Origin of the sequence: uncultured Comamonas sp. (assembly GCF_964277875.1) — a bacterium.
Taxonomy (GTDB): Bacteria; Pseudomonadota; Gammaproteobacteria; order Burkholderiales; family Burkholderiaceae_C; genus Comamonas; species Comamonas sediminis.
Genome location: NZ_CAXYJV010000001.1, coordinates 34,795 through 56,463, shown reverse-complemented (window position 1 = coordinate 56,463; position 21,669 = coordinate 34,795). Strand labels below are relative to the sequence as shown.

Sequence of the window (21,669 nt, the reverse complement as noted above, 5' to 3'; positions counted from 1 at the left end):
GTTTGACAATGTTTCTAAAGTTGACACACACTCATTAAACGCAAGATGCTATAAACCCGATCTATCTAATTTTGGTCACAGTTTGTTTCGGTTGTCTGGGAAGATTCGTATATCAAGACCGTCGGCAATTGCAATTGAACTATGAAAAGTGTCGCTAACTGTATCTAGCGGCGCTGTCTAAGGGCTGGGGAGTCGTCGGCTATGTCGGTGTTTGGGATATGCGTTGCGCAGGGATCGTCCTGCCTGTCTCACTTTCGTTGGTTGCACGCACGCGCGGTGCTGCTGGTGGTATCGCTGCTTCTGCCATTCGGCGTCTGGGCGCAGATGTGCGCGGCACCTGGCAACGATGGGGCAGGGGCGGCCACCGGGGTGGTGAATGATTACTTCCCGGGCGCCGGCGCTTCGACACTGGCTGCTGGCAGCACCAGCCTGACCTTGGGCACCCAGCGAACCGGTGCCGCCAACAAAACCCTGGCCGCCAATGATTTGTTGCTGGTCATCCAGATGCAGGATGCGAGCATCAATGCGGTCAATTCCAGTGCCTATGGCAGTGGTGGCAGCGGCGGCCAGGGCTCGACCAGTGTCGGCAGCACCGGCCTGTATGAATTTGTCCGTGTCGTCTCGGTGTCGTCCGGGGTGGTGAGCTTTTCGCCCGCACTGACCAACACCTACCGCAATGCGGCGGCGACCGCCACCTCCGGTCAGAAGACCTACCAGATCGTGCGCGTGCCGCAGTACACCAGCGCGTCCGTCAGCGGGGTGACTGCGCCGCCATGGAACGGCGCTACCGGCGGGGTCGTGGCCATCGATGCCCGTGATGTGCTGACGCTCAACGGCGCAACGGTGGAGAACCAGGCCAACCGGGCGATCTTCCTTGCAGGCAAAGGCTTTCGCGGCGCCGTAGGCAGCAATGGCGCCAGCCGTGGCTCGCGCGATGACTGGATGGGTGACTACAGCAGCGCAGGCGGTGGTGGTGGCAAGGGGGAAGGTATTGCCGGCACTCCGCGGTATCTGGCCAACAAGGTCACGGCTTATGGCTCCAAGCTGGTCAACGCAGTGGCTTCGGGGGGGATTGGTTCGGTAGAGAACACTGTCGAAGGCTATCCCGGCGGTTCACGTGCACGAGGCGCCCCCGGCAATGCCGGTGGTGGCGGAGCCGATGGTGCTCCGGCTGGCACCAACAACAACCAGTACAACTCCGGCGGCGGAGGCGGCGGTAACTATGCCGCCGGTGGCGTGGGCGGCCGGCCCTGGAACTACCCGCTGGTCGACAGCGGTGGCCGAGGCGGCGGTGGCTATGTGGGCACCACCGCTTTCAACCGCATTTTCCTCGGCGGCGGCGGCGGCGCTGGTGGCACCAACGACGGCACTGCCGATAACAATGCCTATGGCAACAACGGCATTGCTTGCGCGGACACGGGCGGGCACTGCTCTTCCGGCGCTTCGGGCGGCGGCATCGTCATCTTGCGTGCGCAGAGCGTTACCGGCACTGGTGTGATCGACGTGCGTGGTGCCAATGGCTACAACGTGCAAAACGATGCCGCCGGCGGCGGCGGTGCGGGTGGCTCGGTCATCATCCACTCGGTCGAAGGCGGATCTGCGGTGATCGATGCCAGTGGTGGGGATGGCGGCAACGCCTGGGCGGGCAACCAGACCAATGCTGCCAACCGCCATGGCCCTGGCGGCGGCGGTGGTGGCGGCTTCATCGCCTTCTCTCCGTCCAGCATGTCGGTCACTACCACGATCAATGGCGGTACACCCGGCTACACCACCAATGGCACCACCGACAACTACGGCGCCTTTGGCAACCAAGGGGGCATCGCTTCGTTCCAGTCGCCGAACGTTCCTGGCACCTTGCCGGGTGCCTCCTGTGCGGTTGACCTGCGCCTGACCAAAAGCAATGGCGTCAACATCGTCAATGCGGGCGGGCAAACCACGTACACGCTGACGGCCAGCAATGTGGGCGCGTCCCCCACCACAGGCACGGTCACCATCGTGGACAAACTGCCCCAAGGCGTGACCATTCCAGCCGGCTCCCTGCCGTTGACGGGCGCCAATGCCGCCAACTGGAGCTGCTCTGGCGCTGCAGGATCGCGCCTGATCACCTGTACCAGCGCTACCGCGATTCCCGCTGCAGGCAGCAGCGTGTTCGGGGTGACCGTCAATATCGGACTGCTCTCGGCGACGGGCCCCACGGCTACCAACAAGGCCAAGATCGGCGGCGGAGGCGATCCCCTCAACAGCACGGCGCCCACCGAAGCTGCCGTGGATGCCTGTACCGGCAACCAGTCCCCCGCAGGCTGCGCGCTGGATGTGGATGCGGTGAACTCGCCGCTGCTGAGCCTGACCAACACCGACAACACCGACGTGGTGCTGGCGGGCGGCACCACAACCTATACGCTGACGGTCAACAACGTGGGCAATGCGCCCACGGCCGGCACCGTCACCGTGGTGAATGCACTGCCCACCGGCATGGCCTACACCGGCGCGGCGAGCTTTACCAGCGGGGTGTTCAGCTGCAGCTACACCTCGTCGAGCAACAGTGTCAGCTGCACGACCAGTTCGGTGATCGCCGCAGGTGCCAGTGCCGCGATATCGCTGCCGGTGTCGATTGCGAGCACGGCGCCCAGCGCTTTGGTCAATCTCGCCAGCGTTGGCGGTGGCAGCGATTCGAGCAAGCCCAACGCGCCGACGGTCGCGTCCACGCAAAGCTGCTCTCCTGCGATCGCATCGGAAATCGCGACGGGCTGCGCTGCCGACACCGATGCGGTCAAGCGCGTGCAGCTGTCCTTGACCAAGGACGATGGCCGTTTCGGCATCTACGTCGGAGGCACGACCACGTATGCATTCCGCGTCAGCAACACCGGCGATACCGCCTCGGTGGGCACCATCAACTTCCGCGATGTGCTGCCGGGCCCGATGAACTGGCCCGCAACGTTGACCAAGACGGGCGCCAATGCGGCGGACTGGACCTGCACGCGCCTGAGCGCCACCGAAGTGAGCTGTACATCTGCCGCGCCGATTGCGGCCGGTGGTGTGAGCCAGTTCAGCCTGCTCGCCAATGCGGGCGCGATGACCAGTGGCACCCAGTACATGAACAAGGCGCGCGTCGGGGGCGGTGGTGATGCCACGCTGGCCACCGCTGCGCCCACTGCGGACCAGGTCAATGCCTGTACCAACAACAGCATCCCGGCGGGTTGCGCGATTGATCTGAACACGGCGCAGACACCGCCGACGCTGCGGCTGACCAAGACCCATGCTGATCCGCAATCCAAGGCGCCTGGGGCGGCGGTCGCCTTCACGCTGGCGGTTGCCAACACGGGCGCGGAAGCCCTGGCCAATACCGTGCGGGTGGTGGATGTGTTCCCTGCCGGGCTCAGCAATGTCACGGTCGCTGCGACGCAAGGTATTTTTAGCTGTGCAATGGGCTCCGGCGCCGACAGCAATGTGCTGACCTGCAACAACACGGCAGGTGCCTTGGCCGCCAATGCGTCGGCCAGCATCGCGGTGACGGCGACGGTCTCGGCTACGACCAGCACCACCTTGGTCAACAAGGCGCAGGTGGGTACCGACAATACCGATCCCAGCACCAGCAGCTACCCCACCAGCACCACCGCCGCCGCCTGTACGGCGCTTAACACGCCTACCGCAGGCTGTGCCACCGACTCCGTTCCGGTGGTGCCATCGGCCACGTTGACGGTGGTCTCCAGTGTCAATGCCCGCGCTGCCAGCACGGACCAGTTCACCGTCGGCATCAGCAATGGTGGCCCCAGTGCGACGACGGCGGGCACCGCCACCAGTGTAAGCACTGCCGGCTTTGCGGTGACGCCGGGCACCAGCTACGCCCTGAGCGAGACCGCTGCGGGCACGACCAATCTGGCGCGCTACACCACCAGCTACGCCTGTACCAATGCCACGGCCGGCGGCACTGCGGTAGCGCCAGGCACTGGCACGACGCTGACGCTGACGCCGCAGGCGGGCGATGCCATTACCTGTACGTTCACGAACACGCCGATTGCGCCCCGTCTGACGCTGGCCAAATCGATTGTTTCGCGGGCCTTGGCGTCCGACCAATTCACGGTGGCCATCAGCAATGGCGGCCCCTCGGCGTCCACCACCGGCACCAGCACGACGGCCAGCACCACGGTCTTCACAGCGACCGCCGGCACCAGCTACACGCTGAGCGAATCCGTGCTGGCCGGCGCCAATCTGTCGCGCTATACCAGCAGCTACAACTGTAGCAATGCCGGCGTTGCAGGTACCGTGATGCCGTCGGGCACGGGCACCAGCTTCAGCCTGGCGCCCCAGGCGGGCGACAACATCAGCTGCACCTTCAGCAACACCGCCATTGCGCCCAGACTGACGGTCAATACGGTGGTCGCCGGCCGCCTTCTCAGCACCGACCAGTTCACGGTCGGCATCAGTAACGGTGGCCCCAGTGCGACGACCACCGGTACGCAAACCACGGCCTCGGCAGGCCCGACCACTGCGACGGCAGGCACCAGCTACCTGCTGACCGAAACCGCTGCCGGCACGCCTGCCACCAATCTGGCCCGCTACACCACGACCTACAGCTGCACCAATGCCACTGCGGGTGGCACCAGCGTCGGATCGGGCACCGGTACCTCCATCACCGTGGTGCCCCAAGCCGGCGATGACATCAGCTGCACATTCACCAATACGCCGGTCTATCCCAAGCTCAGCGTGACCAAGGCCGCATCGCCGGGCAGCTTTGTCGCCGGTGCCAGCGGCCAAAGCTACCGCATCACCATCGGTGTGGCCAATGGCCCCACCACCGCTGCCATCAGCATTGCCGACAGCCTGCCCACCGGTGTGACCCTGTCCGGCGTGCCCACCGTCAGTGGCGGTGCCACATTGAGCGGTTGCAGCACCAGCGGCAGCACCATTGGCGCGTGCCAACTGGCCAGCGGCTTGGCCAACGGCAGCTATGTCGTGACCATTCCCGTCTCTGTCGCACCGTCGGCCACCAGCACGGGCGCTGCCAACACCGCCAACCTGGGCGGAGGTGGTGACCCCAGCTGTACTGCGGCCGCTACGACGGAAGCATGCGATCCGACCACAGGGGCGGTGGCTGTGAAGACGCCCGCCAATGTCGGCCTGGTCAAATCCGGCGCTGCTACCGCCGTGGCTGGCAACAGCTATGTCTACACGCTGGCGCTGAGCAACAGCGGCCAGACCGCCACCGCCTCCAACCTGGTGGTGCGCGACCAGTTGGCCCCTGGCATGGTGGCTACCGCCGTCACCGGTGCCAACTGCGGCACCTTGCCCAGCGCTGCTGGCGCGTTGCTGAGCTGCACCGTGGCCGATCCGGTTGCGGCCGATGGCGGCACTGCCAGCATCCAGCTGACGGTGACCATGCCCAGCGGCGGCGGCAATGTCGTCAACTATGCGGCCACCCATCCATCGGGTAGCGGCAACCCCGGTGTGGATCCTGGCCCGGCCTGTACCAATGCCGCCAATGTGGTATGTGCCAGCGCGACCACCGCATCCAGCACCCCTGCCAATGTCAGCCTGAGCAAGACCGGTGCGGCCACCGCGCTGACCGGCTCGAGCTACGTCTACACGCTGACCCTGAGCAACAGCGGCCAGCTCGCTACCGGCAGCAACCCGATCATCAAGGACCAGCTGCCTGCAGGCGTGGTAGCTACCTCGGTCAGCGGTGCGAGCTGCGGCACGCTGCCCAGCAGTGCCGCAGCCCTGCTGACCTGTACCTTGGCGGGTCCGGTCGCCGCAGGTGCATCTGCCACTGTCCAACTGACCGTCACTTTGCCAAATGCCGGCGGAACCTTGGTCAACAACGCGGCGACCAACCCCACGGGCTCAGGCGCCCCTGGCGTGGATCCCAGTGCCACTTGTGTGAACAGCGCCACCACCTTCTGCGCAAGCCATAGCCTCGCGGTCAACACACCGGCAAGCCTGGCAACCACCAATGTGCTGACATCGGTCAATGGCAGCCCGGTGCCAGCCGGCTACCTGGCCAAGCCCGGCGATGTGCTGACCTACACGGTGACCGTCGTCAACAGCGGTGGCACGGCAGGCTCCACCGACGTGGGCCAGACCGTACCTGCCGGTACCACCTATACGGGCAGCGGCCAAGGCTGGAGCGCAGGCTGCACGGATGCGGGCACGCAGTGCACGCAAACCGTGCCAGTCGGAGCAAACCAAACCAGCACCGTGCAGTACACCGTCACCGTCGCCAGCCCAGGCAGCACGGCAACGATTGTTGATACCGCCACCAGCTCGGTAGGCACCTGCACCGCTTGCCAGGTCAGCACCGATACACAGCGGGCAGACATGCAGGCGAGCATCTCGGTCAGTCCAGGCACCACCAGTGCGACGGGTGTGGAGCTGACCTACACCAGCATCTGCAAGAACAATGGCCCGCAAACGGCCCTGAACGCCGCATGCACGGTGAGCGCTCCTGCTGGCGCCGCAACGACCTGTACACCCGCCAGTCCGGCTGCAACGCTCGCTTCCGGCTCCAGCATCACCTGCACCACCAAGCTCACACCGGGTGTGGTGGGTGACTACGCTGTGAGCGTTGCCACCAGCAACACCTTGTTCGACCCCGCAACGGGCAACAACAGCGCAACGGCGACCGTCAAGGTCAACACGCCAGCAGCCCTGCGTATCGTCAAGAGCCTGGCGCAAGTCAACGGCGCGGCTGTGCCTGCCAATTACGCAGCCAAGATCGGCGATACGCTGACCTATGCGATGGTGGTGACCAACACCGGCGGCACCGCTGGCACCACGGTCTTGACCGAGACCGTGCCGGAGGGCACCCAGTTTGTCGGCGGCAACGCGCCAGACCTGAGCCAAGGCTGGAGCCAGGCTCCGCAAGCTTGCGACGCCGCAGCCAGCATCTGCACGCAAACCGTGTCGGTCCCTGCACAGAGCACGGACGGTGTTCCCGGTCAGCAGACGGTGCAGTTCACCGTGAAGGTCCTGGCCCCAGCGACCAGCAACGGCAAAATCACGAACACCGTGGCGAGCGACGTGGCTGCCGCCTGTGCTTCCGGTACTTGCGCGGTCGAGACGGCCAATGCAGTGGCTGATATGCAAGCGCAGATCAGCTCCATCCCCGCTACGGCAGTGGTCGTGGGTCAAAGCGTCACCATCACCGGCACCTGTACCAACAACGGCCCCGCCGATGCGGTGAACGCCAGTTGCGCCATGGCCGTGAACAATGCCGGCACCAGCATTGCCGGCACCTGCGCTGCCAATGCCGAGCTGGCAATGGGTGCGAACCTGAGCTGCTCTGCGACCTTTGTCGCAGCCGAAGGTGCGATCAGCGCCACCATCCATGCGACTACGCAAAGCTACGAGAGCAACACGGCGAACAACACAGACACCAAGTCCACGGTGGGCAATACGCCAGCAAGCCTGGCAACCACCAATGTGTTGACCGCAGTGAACGGCAGTCCAGTGCCGGCAGGCTACCTGGCCAAGCCCGGTGATGTGCTGACCTACACCGTCAGCGTTACCAACAGCGGCGGTACCGCTGGCTCCACCGAAGTGGGTCAAACGGTACCAGCAGGCACGACCTATACCGGTACCGGCCAAGGCTGGGGCGCAGGATGCGCGGCAGCGGGCACGCAGTGTGCGCAGCCAGTCACTGTTGCCGCAGGCCAGACCAGCACGCTGCAGTACACGGTGACCGTGGCAAGCCCAGGCTCGATTGCAACTATCGTGGACACGGTTAGCAGCTCGGTGGGCACCTGCACGGCTTGCCAGGTGACTACCGGCACGCAGCAGGCAGATATGGCGGCAACTGTGACCGTGACGCCAGGCGCGACCAGCACCACAGGGGTGGAATTGATCTACACCAGCGTGTGCAAGAACAATGGTCCGCAAACGGCTTTGAACGCAGCTTGCGCAGTGACCGCTCCAGCTGGCGCTCAAACCATCTGCACGCCAACCAGCCCAGCGGCTACCTTGGCTTCTGGCACCAGCATCACCTGCACCACCAAGTTCACGCCAAGCGTGGCTGGTGACTATGCTGTGAGCGTGGCTACCAGCAATGATCTTTACGACGCGGCACCAGGCAACAACACGGCCAATGCCACTGTCAAGGTCAACACGCCAGCAGACCTGCACATCACCAAGACCTTGGCGCAAGTCAATGGCGCGGCTGTGCCAGCGAACTATGCAGCCAAGATCGGGGACAAGCTCACCTATGCGATGCTGGTGACCAACACGGGTGGTACTGCTGGTACGACGGTGCTGACCGAGACCGTGCCAGAGGGCACCCAGTTTGTGGGCGTCAGCAGCGATCCAACCCAAGGCTGGAGCGAGGCGCCCGCGGCTTGCCTGGCAGCAGCCAGCACCTGCACGCAAAGCGTGACGGTGCCAGCGCAAAGTGCCGAAGGTGCTGCTGGTGAGAAGACCGTTGAGTTCACCGTGGAAGTGATTGCGCCTGCGACCAGCAACGGCAAGATCACCAATACCGTGCTGAGCGATGTGGCGGCTGCTTGTACCGGCACCAGCTGCTCGGTGGAGACCAACAACGCAGTGGCAGACATGCAAGCGCAGATCACAGACATCCCAGCTACGGCGGTGGTGGTGGGTCAAAGCGTGACCATCACGGGCGTCTGTACCAACAAGGGCCCCGCTGACGCTGTAAATGCCAGCTGTGAGATGACCGTGAACAACGGCGGCAACAGCATCCCGGCAAGCTGCGGTGCCAATGTGAATCTGGCATTGAACGAAAGCATCAGCTGCACGGCCAGCTTCACGGCTGTAGAAGGTGCCATCAGCGCAAGCATCCGCACCGCTACACAAAGCTACGAGAGCAATACGGCCAACAACACCGACACCAAGTCCACAGTGGGAAACACTGCGGCTAGCCTGGTAACCACCAATGTGTTGACCGCAGTGAACGGTAACCCTGTCCCTGCTGGTTATCTGGCCAAGCCCGGCGATGTGCTGACCTACACGGTGACGGTTGCGAATACCGGCGGCACCGCAGGCAGCACTGATGTGGGCCAGACGGTGCCAGCAGGCACGAGCTACACGGGAACGGGCGAGGGCTGGAGCGCCGGTTGTGCAGCAGCATCGAGCACCTGCAACCAGACGGTAGCGGTGGGCGCGGGCCAAACGAGCTCGGTGACCTACACCGTCACCGTGGCGGGCCCTGGCAGCACTGCCACCATTGTCAACACGGCCACCAGCAGCGTTGGCAGCTGCAGCGCTTGCCAGGTAACGACCGGCACGCAACGTGCAGACATGCAGGCCACCGTGGCTGTGACGCCAGGACCGACCAGCACCACCGGTGTGGAACTGGTCTACACCAGCGTGTGCAAGAACCAGGGCCCACAAAGCGCGCTCAACGCATCTTGCATCGTGACCGCGCCAGCCAATGCGGTAACCACTTGCGCGCCTGTGAGCCCAGTCGCCACTTTGGAGTCTGGTGAGAGCATCACCTGCACCACCAAGTTCACGCCAAGTGATGCGGGTGACTACGCAGTCAGCGTTGCGACCAGCAACACCTTGTACGACCCGGCTGCAGGTAACAACACGGCAACGAAGACCGTCAAGGTCAATACGCCGGCCGAGCTGAACATCGCCAAGACCCTGGCGCAAGTCAACGGTGCTGCAGTCCCTGACAACTATGCAGCCAAGATCGGTGACACGCTGACCTACCACCTGCGGGTGACCAATGCGGGCGGTACCGCCAGCACCCTGGAGCTGACCGAAACCGTGCCGGAAGGTACCAGGTTTGTCGGTGGCGCTGCCGCTAACCCTGACCAGGGTTGGAGCCTGGCACCCCATGCCTGCGACGCAGCAGCCAGCACGTGCACGCAAAGTGTGACCGTTCCCGCGCAGAGCGCAGGCGCATCGGGCGAGCAGACCGTGCAGTTCACGGTGGAAGTGCTGGCGCCAGCGACCAGCAGCGGCAAGATCATCAATACGGTGACCAGCGATGTGCCAGCCGCTTGCGCGGCCGGTGGCTGCACGGCGGAAACGGCCAATGCGGTCGCGGACATGCAAGCGCAGATCACGACGATTCCATCTGGCGCCGTGGTGGTTGGCGACAGCGTGACCATCACCGGCCAATGCACCAACAATGGCCCGGTGGAGGCGGTGAATGCCAGCTGCGTGATGACCGTGAACAACGGCGGCAACAGCATTGCAGCGACTTGCGGTGCCAACACCCAGCTTGCAGTGGGCGAAAGCATCAGCTGCACAGCGACCTTCACGGCCGCTGAAGGATCCATCAGCGCCAGCATGACGGCGGCAACCGATAGTTATGAGAGCGACACCGCAAACAACACGGCCACCCAGGCTGTCAACGGCAATACGCCTTCGGCAGTGACGGTGCGCAATGTGCTAGTGAAGGTCAACGATGCGCCCGTGCCTGCCGGCTATGTGATCAAGCCCGGTGACAAGCTGACCTACCAGGTCCTGGTCAGCAACACGGGCGGTACGCCGGGCTCGACGGTGCTGACGGAGACGGTGCCTGTGGGCACCCGCTATGCCGGTACCGACGAAGGGTGGACGGCGGGTTGCGGCGCATCGCGCAGCACCTGCAACCGTTCCGTGACGGTGCCCGGCGGTAGCGCTCAGGCACCGGGCACGGTGGCTTTCGAGTACACGGTGCGCGTGGAGGACACGGTCAGCAGCCCGAATGTGGTCAATATTGTGGACAGCAGTGCACCAGGCAGTTGCAGTGCAGCCTGCTCGGTGAGCACGCCGACGCAAGCGGCCGATATGCAGGTGAGCATGCCTGCGACCATCGATGCCAAGGTGGGCGTGGAGTTCACGCTGACCTCGGTCTGCCGCAACGCAGGCCCCGCCACGGCAAGCAATGCCCGCTGCGATGTGAGCGGCGCACCGGCCGGTGCGGTCACCGTGTGTACGCCGACCCCGCCGATCGCTTCGCTGGCGGTGGGTGAGTCGGTCACCTGTACCACCAGGTTCACGCCGAGCTCGACGGCTGCCATCACGATCACCACGCGCGCCAGCAGCGATGTGTACGACCCTGTCGCGGCCAATAGCGAGGCCTCCGCGTCCGCCGTGTTCACCAGCACACCGCCAGCTGCCGTCAAGGCAGTGCCTGTGAATGCTGCATGGGCGACGGGTCTGGTGGCCTTGTTGCTGATGCTGTTGGCAGGCAGGGCCCTGCCGCATCGCCAGGGCCGTGGTCGGCAGGACTGACCATTTTTGACCCTCAACCCCACCGGCCCGGCTGCATTCGCTGCACCGGGCCGGTTGCATTGGCGGCTGTTTTCTCCCTGCAGTGCGCACAACTGCATTGAATGCGAGACAATTCCCCGCATGAACTGGCTCGATCAAGTGAAATGGGATGCGCAGGGCCTGGTGCCCGTGATTGCGCAGGAGCAGCACACCAAGGATGTGCTGATGTTTGCCTGGATGAACCGCGAGGCGCTGGCCCACACGGCCGAGCTGGGCCGGGCGGTGTACTTCAGCCGTTCGCGCGGCAAGCTGTGGTTCAAGGGCGAAGAGTCCGGCCATGTGCAGACCGTGCACGAGATCCGCATTGACTGTGACAATGATGTGGTGCTGCTGAGCGTGACCCAGACGGGGCATGAGCCGGGCATTGCCTGCCACACAGGCCGCCACAGCTGTTTTTACAGCGTGTTGCGTGATGGCCAGTGGCAAGCGGTCGATCCGGTCTTGAAAGACCCGGAATCGATCTACAAATAATCCCTGTCCAGCATCCGCCTTCCTCTGCAGCCCTTTGCGGCTGCTTCGCTATATTTCCGATATGACCGATACCTCCCCCTCTGCTGCCATGTCCTCGACGGATGCCTTGATGCGTCTGGCCGAAGTGCTGGAGTCGCGCAAACCTGCCAATGGCGGTGATCCCGAGGCCAGCTATGTGGCCCGTTTGCTGCACAAGGGGCCCGACGCCTTTTTGAAGAAGGTGGGAGAGGAGGCGACCGAGGTGGTGATGGCTGCCAAGGATGTGGACCACGGGGCGCCCGCCTCCAAACTGGTGTACGAAGTCGCCGATCTGTGGTTTCATACGATGGTGGCGCTGACCCACTATGGCCTGAGCCCCGCTGATGTGGTGAATGAACTGGTACGCCGGGAAGGCCTCAGTGGCCTGGAAGAGAAGGCGATGCGCAAGGTAAAAGACCGTGAAGCTGAAGAAGGGAGTTCCGCATGAATGATGTCGTTGACGTGAAGACTGTGGATTCGGCCGCGATGGAAAGCCTCAAGACCTGGGGCTGGGTGAGCTACCTGCTGCACCTGATCGTGGCAGTGGCGGCGGTGGTGCCCAGCGCGCAGGCCAGCATCGTGCTGCTGCTGATTGCGCTGGTGATCGACCTGGTCAAGCGCAGCGATGCGCAAGGCACCTGGCAGCAAAGCCACTTCTCCTGGCGCATTCGCAGCGTCATCTGGGCCGGCATCCTGTATGTGGTCACCGCGCCGCTGTGGATCCTGTTCCTCGTCCCTGGCTGGATTGCCTGGACGCTGATTTCGCTGTGGTTTCTCTATCGCATCGTGCGCGGCATGCTGGCAATGAACAAAGACCAGGCCATCCATGGCTAGCGCCGAGCCGCAGCCCGAAGCGCCAGCGCTGCCGGGAGAGCCGGTGCCCGTCGAAGCCGAAGCGCCCAAACGCCTGCCGCGCTCCAAGGGGGTGGACGAAAACACCCCTCCGATCAGCCTGGCCTTGCAAGGCGGCGGCTCGCATGGTGCCTTCACCTGGGGGGTGCTCGATGCCTTGCTGGCTGACCGCAGCCTCTGGGCCGAGGGCATCAGCGGCACCAGTGCCGGCGCGATGAATGCCGTCGTGATGGCCTATGGCTATGGCAAGGCGGCAGCGACCCAGACAGACCGGCGCAAGGCCCATGAGGCCGGCTGCGAATCGGCCCGGGAGAGCCTGACCCAGTTCTGGGAAGGCGTGGGTACCATGGGCAGCCTGATGGCGGGCGTGCCGATGGCTGGCAAGGCCATCTGGGACATGATGAGCCAGTGGCTCTCGCCCTACCAGACCAATCCCCTCGATATCAACCCGCTGCGCCGTCTGCTTGAGAAAGTGGTGGATTTCGACTTTTTGCAGTACGAGCAAGGCCGCAATGCCCCCCGGGTGTTTGTCTGCGCGACCAATGTGCGCACCGGCAAGGGCGAGGTGTTCAGTGGCAAGCGCTTGTCCGCCGATGCGGTGATGGCCTCCGCCTGCCTGCCGATGATGTACAAGGCGGTCGAGATCAAGGACCAGCACTACTGGGACGGCGGCTACTCCGGCAATCCCTTGCTCTACCCGCTGATCTACCAAACCGGCAACAGCGATGTGCTGCTGGTGCAGCTCAACCCGATTGAGTACAACGAGGTGCCCACCAACGTCCAGGAAATCATGGACCGCATCAATGAAATCACCTTCAACGCCAGCTTGCTGGCGGAGTTGCGGGCGATGGGCTTTGTGCGCCGCCTGCTCGATGAAGGCAAGCTGGACCGTGAACGCTACAAGTACATGCTGATGCACCATGTGGATGGGGGTGCCGTGCTCAAGAGCTATGGCGCGTCCAGCAAGAACCGCTCCGATGCGCCCTTTGTGCGCGAACTGTTTGAGCGGGGCCGTGTGTCCGGCGAGAACTGGCTGACCCAGCACCGCGCCGATGTCGGTGTGCGTTCTGGCTTCAAGGTGTAATTTACTGATGGTTGGCACGGTTGCTGCTTGTACCGTGCCCAGTGCTGGTGGCTGCCCGCTGCGGCGCCGCCGTTGTTTTGAGAGATAAGAATTTTATGCACGATCCCGACTGCCTTTTTTGCAAAATCATCGCCGGCCAAATCCCGTCGAGCAAGGTTCATGAGGACGAGGACATGCTGGTGTTCAAGGACATCCACCCGGCCGCTCCCGTGCATTTGCTGATGGTGCCCAAGCGGCACATCCCGTCGATGGCGCAGGTCGGTGCCGAAGATGCTCCGTTGCTGGGCCGCATGCTGGCCAAGGCACCGCAACTGGCGCTGGACAACGGCTGCAACCCCTATCCGCAAGGGGGTTTCCGGCTGATGGTCAACACCGGCGAGGAGGGCGGCCAGGAAGTGCACCACCTGCACATCCACCTGCTGGGCGGCCCCCGGCCCTGGAAAAAGGGCTGAGCGCTGGCTCCGCCCAACGGCGATGACCTCGCCCTGTGACAGTATTACGAAACTGGTAGATGCCCAAGGCGTCTAAAATGTGCATATTCGCTAGGAGAATTTCATGGGTTCCTTTTCTGTTTGGCATTGGCTGATTGTTCTGCTCATCGTGGTGCTGGTGTTTGGCACCAAGAAGCTCAAGAACATCGGCACCGATCTGGGTGGTGCGGTCAAGGGCTTCAAGGATGGCATCAAGGACGGCAGTGACTCGGCCTCGCCCGCTGCCCCCACGACGACCACGGCACAGCAGGTGGGCCAGTCGCCCGTCGCTGACAAGAACTCCACCATCGACGTAGAAGCCAAGAACAAGGGCTGATATGCGCGCCGCTGGGGCTGCGGGCAAGCCGCAGCAACCGTTGCTGTGCATTCGATGGGACTGGAATGTTTGATCTCGGTATCTCCAAAATGGCCTTGATCGGTGCGGTGGCACTGATCGTCATCGGCCCTGAAAAACTGCCGCGCGTTGCGCGCACGGTGGGCACCTTGCTGGGCAAGGCGCAGCGCTATGTCAACGACGTCAAGTCCGAGGTCAACCGCTCGATGGAGCTTGACGAGCTGCGCAAGATGAAAGAGAACGTCGAGTCAGCCGCGCGGGATGTGGAAAACACCATCCGCACCAATTCGGCAGACTTCGAGAAAAACCTCAACGACCAGGCCAATGGCCTGGCTTCATCGGCTAGCGACGACAGCTTTTACACCGCAGATCCCTATGCCGAGAGCTATGACAGTGGCTCGGCATCGGCGGTGGCGCCGGTCTACCACCACCCGCGCAAGAACTGGCGCGTAAAGCGCGGCGCGACGCCCCAGTGGTACAAGCACCAAGCGGGTGTGCGCACCCATGTGCAATCGGGCGCGGCACGCGTGGCACGTTTCCGGCCCAAAAAGCCATCGTCCGGCCTGTGATGGCGCCCGCAACGCATCAGGCTCCAGGGGCAGGGCGTTGGCATGTTTTCTCCCTGGCATTCCACCGGTCCGCGATGGTGCAGCCTGCCTCCAGGTGCTGCACGCCGGTGATGCATTGATCCGCAACTGATATCCCCATGTCCGAAACCCCTTCCAAAGAAGACGAGCTGGCCGGCACCGAGCAGCCCTTTGTGCAGCACCTGATGGAGCTGCGCGATAGGCTGCTCTACAGCATTGGCGGTGTGCTCGTCGCCGTGGTGCTGCTGGCCATCTGGCCGGGGCCTGATGGCTTGATGAATTTCATCGCCCATCCGATCAAGATGCACATGCCGCCCGACGCCAAGCTGATCGCGGTTGGCGTGTTCTCGCCTTTCATCGTCCCGCTCAAAGTGCTGGGCATGGCAGCGATCTTGCTGGCACTGCCCTGGATCATGTACCAGCTGTGGGCCTTTGTGGCACCGGGCCTGTACATGCATGAGCGCAAGTTTGCGTTGCCGCTGATCTTCTTTGGCAGCCTGCTGGCATACGCCGGCATTGCCTTTGTGCAGCTGTTCGTGCTTGACCGCATGTTTGGCTTCATCCAGCACTTCACGCCGTCGAGCGTGGCTGCCACGCCCGATATCGCCTCGTATGTCGAGGCCATCTTGTCACTCTACCTGGCCTTTGGCCTGGCCTTCCAGGTCCCGATTGTGGTGATTCTGCTGGTGCGCCTGGGCCTGGTGGAGATTGCCAAGCTCAAGTCGTTCCGCGGCTACTTCATCGTGCTGTCGTTTGTCATCGCGGCGGTGGTGACCCCGCCGGATGTGCTGTCGCAGATTTCGCTGGCCGTGCCCATGTGCATTCTGTACGAGGTCGGCATCCTGGGCGCCACCTGGTTCTCGCGCAACCAGCCCAAGAAGGAAGAAGAGAGCGACGCTGACGCAGCAGCCTGATTACTGCCAGCCCGCCAGATACACCAAAGCCCCATGCTGACCTGGGTTCAGCCGGGGCTTTGGTATTTGTGGGGTACGGGGGGCTGGAGCGGCTTGGCCGCAGCGGTAATGCTCGGCGGCCTGGTTCCACATCGGTGGGATGCATGACCCTGGCGAGGGCGCAGCCAGCGCACCCCGCCAGCGCTTAACGCCGGCCTTGGGGCATCGCGCGGTTGTTGACCGGGCGGGTGCCGGGAGTGATCGGCAGGGTCAGGCTCTGGTCCCCCCGGCGCAACTGCACTTCGGACGTGGTGCCGGGCACCAGCGCGGCCACGGCCGTCAGCAGGCTTTGCACATGGTGCACCGGCATCGCGCCGATCTGGGTAATCACATCACCGGGGCGGATGCCAGCATTGGCGGCAGGGCCGCTTTGCAGCACGCCGGTGATGATCACACCGGTGTCGGCCTTGACGCCAAAGGTGTCGGCCAGCTCGGGTGTCAGGTCATTGGGCTCGACGCCGATCCAGCCGCGGGTGACCTTGCCATCGCGCACGATGCTGTCGAGCACGTTCTTGGCCAGCGCGATGGGGATGGCAAAGCCAATGCCCATGCTGCCTCCCGAGCGCGAATAGATGGCCGTGTTGATGCCGACCAGGTTGCCGTTGACATCGACCAGCGCGCCGCCCGAGTTGCCGGGGTTGATGGCCGCATCGGTCTGGATGAAGTTCTCGAAGGTGTTGATGCCCAGCTCACTGCGGCCCAGCGCGCTGATGATGCCGCTGGTCACCGTTTGGCCCACGCCAAAGGGGTTGCCAATCGCCAGTACCTGGTCGCCGACCTCGGCCGAATCCGAATTGCCCAGCACGATGACCGGCAATTTGTCGAGGCTGATCTTGAGAATGGCGAGGTCCGTCTCCGGATCGGTGCCGATGATCGTGCCCTTGGCTTTGCGGCCATCGGTCAAGGTCACTTCGATATCGTCAGCGGCCTCGACCACATGGTTGTTGGTGAGCACATAGCCGTCAGGGCTGACGATCACGCCGCTGCCCAGGCCCGCCTGGTTCTGCACGCCCTGGTCGCCAAAGAAGAACTGGAACCAGGGGTCATTGGCGCGCGGGTGGCGCACTGCCGTGCTGGTGTTGATGCTGACCACCGCCGGCGACGCTTTTTTGGCAGCGGGGCTGAAGCTGCTGGTCGCGACGCTGGCCCGGTTGGCTTCGCTTTGCGGCGCCTCGATCAACGCGATGCCGGCATTGCTGCGTACCGCGTTGTTGCGCTGCAGCCAGCCGGGCTGCAAGGTGGCGACGATAAAGTACAAGGCCAGCAAGACGGTGACCGATTGTGCGAAAAAAAGCCAGAGGCGTTTCATAGAACCTGGGATAGGGTGAAGGTGGCCGCGCCTGGCTGACAGCCAGCAACGGCGTTGGGCATTGCTATTGATTATGGCACCGGGCCTGGCAGCGAGGCGCTGCGGTGCCGTCTGATGCGCTGCGGCGCAGGCGCCGCGCGGCGGTTGACGGGCGCAGCAGGGGCCACGGGTATTCTGGCGCATCTCGCGGCCATCTGCGATGCAATCCATCGTATTTGACGATGTCATGGCCGCGACATTGTTCTCCAAATCGGACCAATCCCAGAGATTCTCGAAGAATGCCTCTAAAAACCGTTGCTGGCGGAACGATGTCATTGCGGCACAGATAGGATGGCGCCGTTGCAAGCCCCAGCAGAGAGGGATACTTTTCGTGACACTGACCGAGGCCAAAGGGTAAGTACCTAGAATGGCCTCCCAACCTTTTGACTGCGCTCCTGCGCTCATCGTGGTTCCCTGCGAAGGGGTCCATCTCTCCTCTCGCTTGCGCTGACTTCCGCCATCCCGGGTCTCGCCGAACCCCTTGATATGCGCCCACAATGCGCTGCGTTTTGCGCTGTCCTGCTCTGATATGTAGAGGACACATGACTTCGCTGACTGCTGACCAAGGTGGGGCTTCCGCTGCTTCGCCTGCCAACCGCCCCTTGAACCGGGACGATTACAAGACCCTGGGCCTGTCGGCCCTGGGCGGCACCCTGGAGTTTTATGACTTTGTGGTGTTTGTATTCTTTGCCAACGTACTGGGATCGCTGTTCTTCCCGGCCTCGATGCCGGACTGGATGCGCCAGCTGCAGACGCTGGGCATCTTCGCGGCTGGCTACCTGGCCCGCCCCATTGGCGGGATCTTGATCGCCCACTTTGGCGACATTCTGGGCCGCAAGCAGATGTTCACCTTGTCGGTGTTCCTGATGGCCGTGCCCACCTTGGTGATCGGCCTGCTGCCGACCTATGAAACCATTGGCTTGGCCGCGCCCATCCTGCTGCTGGCGATGCGCGTGCTGCAAGGCGCTGCGATTGGCGGCGAGATGCCCGGTGCCTGGGTGTTTGTCGCCGAGCACGCACCGGCCAAACGCTATGGCTTCGCGATTGGCTCGCTGACCTCCGGCATCACGGGCGGCATTTTCCTGGGCTCGATCATTGGCGTCTGGCTCAACAGCGTCTACAGCGCGGCCGAGATCCACGACTGGGCCTGGCGCATTCCGTTCATCCTGGGCGGCGTGTTTGGCCTGGTGTCCGTGTACCTGCGCAAGTTCCTGCATGAGACCCCCATCTTCCAGGAGATGCAGGCCCGCAAGCAGGTGGACCGCGAACTGCCGCTGAAGACCATTCTGCGCGACCACCGCGAAGCCAGCGTGGTCGTGGCGCTGATGACCTGGATCCTGTCCACCGCCGTGGTGGTGGTGATCCTGTTCACGCCTTCCTATCTGCAAAAGGTGTTCCATATCGCCCCAGCGGTGGCCCTCAAGGCCAATGCCGTAGCGACTGTGACCTTGACCCTCGGCTGCGTGTTCTGGGGCTGGCTGTCGGACCAATGGGGCACGCGTGCCGCGATGGTGCTGGGCTGGGGCGGCATGGCCGTTACCGCCTATCTGTTCTACCTGAACCTGCCTGGCACCGAGGTCTCGCTGGTTTGGACCTATGCGCTGGTGGGCTTTTTTGTGGGTGCGATCTCGCTGCTGCCCGTCGTTGGTGTGCGCGCCTTCCCGCCCGAGGTGCGCTTCACGGGACTGTCCTTCTCGTACAACATGGCCTATGCCGTGTTCGGTGGTTTGACGCCGATGCTGGTGTCCGTCTGGCAACAGGCCGATGTGATGGCGCCTGCCCACTATGTGGCCGCGATGGGCGTGCTGGGCGTGGCCATGGGCTTCTGGCCGCTGGCCGTCAAGGGCTGGGTCGCCAAGAAGTAAAGCTGCTTCTGGCTAATCGCCCCTCGAACCCGCTGCATGCCTGGCATCAGCGGGTTTTTTGATTCCGGGGTGGCGCGCCGCACAGGTCTGAGACAATCGGGCATGACTACGACCCGCCAAGACATGCTGCAAGCCTTTGATGCGCTGCTGCAGCCCGCCCGCTTCAAAGACTATGGCCCCAATGGTTTGCAGGTGGAGGGCAAGGCGGAGATCCGCAAGCTGGTCAGCGGTGTGACGGCATCGCGGGCGCTGATCGAGGCGGCCATTGCCGCCCAGGCCGATGCGATCTTTGTGCACCATGGCTTGTTCTGGCGTGGTTACGACGGCCGCATCACCGGCTGGATGAAGCAGCGCATCGAACTGCTGATCAAGCACGACATCAATCTGTTCGCCTACCACCTGCCGCTGGATGCGCACCCGGAGCTGGGCAACAATGCCCAACTGGGCGTGCAGCTGGGCTGGCAGGCCGACGCCCGTTTTGGCGACCAGGAACTGGGCTTTATCGGCAGCCTGGATGCGCTGCCACCTGCGCAAGTGGCTGCGCACATACAACAGACCCTGGGCCGCTCCGTCACCGTGGTGACGGGTGAGACGCCACGCCCCATCCGCCGCATGGCCTGGTGCACCGGGGGCGCGCAGGGCTTCTTTGAGGCCGCGATGGCTGCCGGTGCTGATGGCTTTCTGACCGGCGAGATATCCGAGCCCCAGGCCCACCTGGCGCGCGAGACCGGCGTGAGCTTTTTTGCGGCCGGCCACCATGCGACCGAGCGCTACGGCGCGCCCGCCGCTGCGGCCGCCGTGGCCCAACAGTGGGGCGTGGCGCATCACTTTATCGACATCGACAATCCCGCCTGACGTTTCTCCGAAGGACATCCCCGTGCACTCCGCTCCCTTGCTCGCCATCACCCAGGGCGACCCCGCCGGCATTGGCCCGGAAATCGTGGCCAAGGCCTTTCGTGATGCGCCCGAGCAGATGCTGGGCTGCTTTGTCGTCGGCGAGCTGCAGACCCTGCGCCGCGCAGCGCAGATGCTGCAGGGCCCTGGCCGCTGCGCGCTGCCGGTGGCCGAGATTGCGGATCCGCAAGAGGCCTGGAGCGTGCCGCCGCGTTGCATGCCGGTGCTGTCACTGCCAGGCTTGCCCGGGCCTTTGCCTTTTGGCCAGGTGCAGGCCGAGGCCGGGCGCTCTGCTGCCGAGTGCGTGCGCTGGGCAGCGCGCCAGGCCTTGCAAGGCCGGATTGCCGGGTTGGTGACGGCGCCCTTGAACAAGGAGGCGCTGCACCTGGCCGGGCTCCCGTTCCCCGGCCATACCGAATTGCTGCAGGCCGAAGCGGCCCAGCATGCCGGGGTAGCACTGGCACAAATGCCGGTGCGCATGATGCTGGCCAATGAAGCGCTGCGTACCGTGCTGGTCAGCATCCATGTATCGCTGCGCGATGCCATTGACGCAGTGACCAAAGAGCAGGTGCTGGAGACCATCCGCATCACGCACGAGGCCTTGCTGCGTGCGCTGGGGCGGCCCCCGCGGATAGCGGTGGCGGGGCTCAATCCCCATGCCGGTGAAGCAGGGCTGATGGGCCGTGAGGAGCTGGAGCACATAGCGCCCGCCGTGGCCGCTGCGCAGGCGCTGGGCATGCAGGTGGTCGGCCCCGAGCCGCCCGATACCGTCTTCATGCGCGCCCGCCACAGTGCCGAGCATCCCGGCGCGTTTGATGTGGTGGTGGCCATGTACCACGACCAGGGCCTGATCCCCGTGAAGTACCTGGGGCTGGACGAGGGCGTCAACGTGACCCTGGGCCTGCCGCTGGTGCGCACCAGCCCGGACCATGGCACAGCCTTTGACATTGCCGGCCAGGGCCTGGCCGATGCGGCCAGCCTGATTGCGGCAGTGCAGATGGCACGCCGCTTGGCCGCAGGGCAGCCGCAGGCATAAAAAAGCAGCCTCCAAAGGCTGCTGTGGTGTCGGTGCAAAAGAAGCAGAATTTCTGCTTCCTTGTTGCAAAAAATCAACGCTTTTGCTGCAGACTGTCGCGGATTTCGCGCAGCAGCACCACGTCTTCCGGGGTGGCGGCGGGCGCAGGTGGTGGCGTGTCGCGCTTGAGGCGGTTGATCTGCTTGACCATCAGGAAAATGATGAAAGCCAGGATCGCGAAGTTCACCGCGACGGTGATGAAGTTGCCATAAGCAAACACCGGAATGCCCGCTTTTTTCAGTGCGTCCAGTGTGCGCGGTACGCCATCAGGGATAGTGCCCAGCACCACGAAGAGATTGGAGAAGTCCAGCTTGCCAAAGACCAAACCGACGATAGGCATGATCAGGTCATTGACGACCGAATCGACGATCTTGCCAAAAGCGGCGCCGATGATCACACCAACGGCCAGATCCATCACATTGCCCTTGACCGCGAACTCGCGGAATTCCTTCATGAAGCTCATGCGCTGCTCCTGTCAAA

The 21,669-nt window shown here is 63.7% G+C and carries 14 protein-coding genes; 12 read left to right on the top strand and 2 right to left on the bottom strand.

All coding sequences use genetic code 11. The features are described from left to right. The first annotated feature begins 261 nt into the window (after positions 1 to 261). From ACHWUQ_RS00240 to tatC, 9 genes are all read left to right on the top strand, one after another. Positions 262 to 11,178: a beta strand repeat-containing protein gene (locus ACHWUQ_RS00240; protein ID WP_394680014.1), complete on the top strand. Its 10,917-nt coding sequence runs from the start codon at positions 262 to 264 to the stop codon at positions 11,176 to 11,178. Positions 11,179 to 11,289: 111 nt separating this feature from the next. Next, positions 11,290 to 11,688 (top strand): phosphoribosyl-AMP cyclohydrolase, encoded by a 399-nt coding sequence (gene hisI, locus ACHWUQ_RS00235; RefSeq protein ID WP_182328367.1) that lies wholly within the window; start codon positions 11,290 to 11,292, stop codon positions 11,686 to 11,688. Positions 11,689 to 11,776: 88 nt separating this feature from the next. Then, positions 11,777 to 12,154: a phosphoribosyl-ATP diphosphatase gene (locus ACHWUQ_RS00230; RefSeq protein ID WP_312529640.1), complete on the top strand. Its 378-nt coding sequence runs from the start codon at positions 11,777 to 11,779 to the stop codon at positions 12,152 to 12,154. Beyond that, entirely contained in the window at positions 12,151 to 12,540 is a 390-nt protein-coding gene (locus ACHWUQ_RS00225; RefSeq protein WP_239810777.1) for a hypothetical protein, read from the top strand. Before ACHWUQ_RS00230 ends, ACHWUQ_RS00225 begins: the two co-directional genes overlap by 4 nt. Before the next feature lie 91 nt (positions 12,541 to 12,631). Continuing rightward, a complete protein-coding gene (locus tag ACHWUQ_RS00220) occupies positions 12,632 to 13,642 on the top strand; it encodes a patatin-like phospholipase family protein (protein ID WP_394680080.1) in 1,011 nt (336 codons plus the stop codon). Positions 13,643 to 13,737: 95 nt separating this feature from the next. After that, positions 13,738 to 14,094, top strand: coding sequence for a histidine triad nucleotide-binding protein (locus ACHWUQ_RS00215; protein WP_239810779.1), 357 nt, complete (start codon positions 13,738 to 13,740; stop codon positions 14,092 to 14,094). A gap of 103 nt (positions 14,095 to 14,197) precedes the next feature. Further along, positions 14,198 to 14,449 (top strand): Sec-independent protein translocase subunit TatA, encoded by a 252-nt coding sequence (gene tatA, locus ACHWUQ_RS00210; protein ID WP_239810780.1) that lies wholly within the window; start codon positions 14,198 to 14,200, stop codon positions 14,447 to 14,449. A gap of 65 nt (positions 14,450 to 14,514) precedes the next feature. Next, positions 14,515 to 15,036 (top strand): Sec-independent protein translocase protein TatB, encoded by a 522-nt coding sequence (gene tatB, locus ACHWUQ_RS00205; protein ID WP_239810781.1) that lies wholly within the window; start codon positions 14,515 to 14,517, stop codon positions 15,034 to 15,036. A gap of 137 nt (positions 15,037 to 15,173) precedes the next feature. Continuing rightward, positions 15,174 to 15,968: a twin-arginine translocase subunit TatC gene (gene tatC / locus ACHWUQ_RS00200; protein WP_239810782.1), complete on the top strand. Its 795-nt coding sequence runs from the start codon at positions 15,174 to 15,176 to the stop codon at positions 15,966 to 15,968. Between the two features lie 184 nt (positions 15,969 to 16,152). Here the strand turns inward: tatC and ACHWUQ_RS00195 are convergent, their stop codons facing one another. After that, positions 16,153 to 17,316: a trypsin-like peptidase domain-containing protein gene (locus ACHWUQ_RS00195; RefSeq protein ID WP_312416491.1), complete on the bottom strand. Its 1,164-nt coding sequence runs from the start codon at positions 17,314 to 17,316 to the stop codon at positions 16,153 to 16,155. A 581-nt stretch (positions 17,317 to 17,897) separates the two neighbouring features. Here ACHWUQ_RS00195 and ACHWUQ_RS00190 point away from each other — a divergent pair. The 3 genes from ACHWUQ_RS00190 to pdxA all read left to right on the top strand — a co-directional run bounded on the left by ACHWUQ_RS00190 (position 17,898) and on the right by pdxA (position 21,150). Beyond that, positions 17,898 to 19,220, top strand: a complete 1,323-nt coding sequence (locus ACHWUQ_RS00190; protein WP_239810785.1) for an MFS transporter — start codon at positions 17,898 to 17,900, stop codon at positions 19,218 to 19,220. 102 nt (positions 19,221 to 19,322) lie between these two features. Next, a complete protein-coding gene (locus ACHWUQ_RS00185) occupies positions 19,323 to 20,075 on the top strand; it encodes a Nif3-like dinuclear metal center hexameric protein (protein ID WP_394680013.1) in 753 nt (250 codons plus the stop codon). 22 nt (positions 20,076 to 20,097) lie between these two features. Then, positions 20,098 to 21,150 carry a 4-hydroxythreonine-4-phosphate dehydrogenase PdxA gene (gene pdxA, locus ACHWUQ_RS00180; protein WP_373449760.1) on the top strand — a complete coding sequence of 351 codons (1,053 nt, stop codon included), beginning with the start codon at positions 20,098 to 20,100 and terminating at the stop codon, positions 21,148 to 21,150. 73 nt (positions 21,151 to 21,223) lie between these two features. Here the strand turns inward: pdxA and mscL are convergent, their stop codons facing one another. After that, positions 21,224 to 21,652, bottom strand: coding sequence for a large conductance mechanosensitive channel protein MscL (gene mscL / locus ACHWUQ_RS00175; RefSeq protein WP_394680012.1), 429 nt, complete (start codon positions 21,650 to 21,652; stop codon positions 21,224 to 21,226). Positions 21,653 to 21,669 lie beyond the last annotated feature (17 nt).

Bases quoted from the DNA above. Each gene is read 5' to 3' on its own strand.
- ACHWUQ_RS00195 (WP_312416491.1), bottom strand. From the start codon at position 17,316: ATGAAACGCCTCTGGCTTTTTTTCGCACAATCGGTCACCGTCTTGCTG.
- ACHWUQ_RS00185 (WP_394680013.1), top strand. From the start codon at position 19,323: ATGACTACGACCCGCCAAGACATGCTGCAAGCCTTTGATGCGCTGCTG.
- ACHWUQ_RS00230 (WP_312529640.1), top strand. From the start codon at position 11,777: ATGTCCTCGACGGATGCCTTGATGCGTCTGGCCGAAGTGCTGGAGTCG.
- tatB (WP_239810781.1), top strand. From the start codon at position 14,515: ATGTTTGATCTCGGTATCTCCAAAATGGCCTTGATCGGTGCGGTGGCA.
- ACHWUQ_RS00225 (WP_239810777.1), top strand. From the start codon at position 12,151: ATGAATGATGTCGTTGACGTGAAGACTGTGGATTCGGCCGCGATGGAA.
- mscL (WP_394680012.1), bottom strand. From the start codon at position 21,652: ATGAGCTTCATGAAGGAATTCCGCGAGTTCGCGGTCAAGGGCAATGTG.
- tatC (WP_239810782.1), top strand. From the start codon at position 15,174: ATGTCCGAAACCCCTTCCAAAGAAGACGAGCTGGCCGGCACCGAGCAG.
- ACHWUQ_RS00190 (WP_239810785.1), top strand. From the start codon at position 17,898: ATGACTTCGCTGACTGCTGACCAAGGTGGGGCTTCCGCTGCTTCGCCT.
- tatA (WP_239810780.1), top strand. From the start codon at position 14,198: ATGGGTTCCTTTTCTGTTTGGCATTGGCTGATTGTTCTGCTCATCGTG.
- ACHWUQ_RS00215 (WP_239810779.1), top strand. From the start codon at position 13,738: ATGCACGATCCCGACTGCCTTTTTTGCAAAATCATCGCCGGCCAAATC.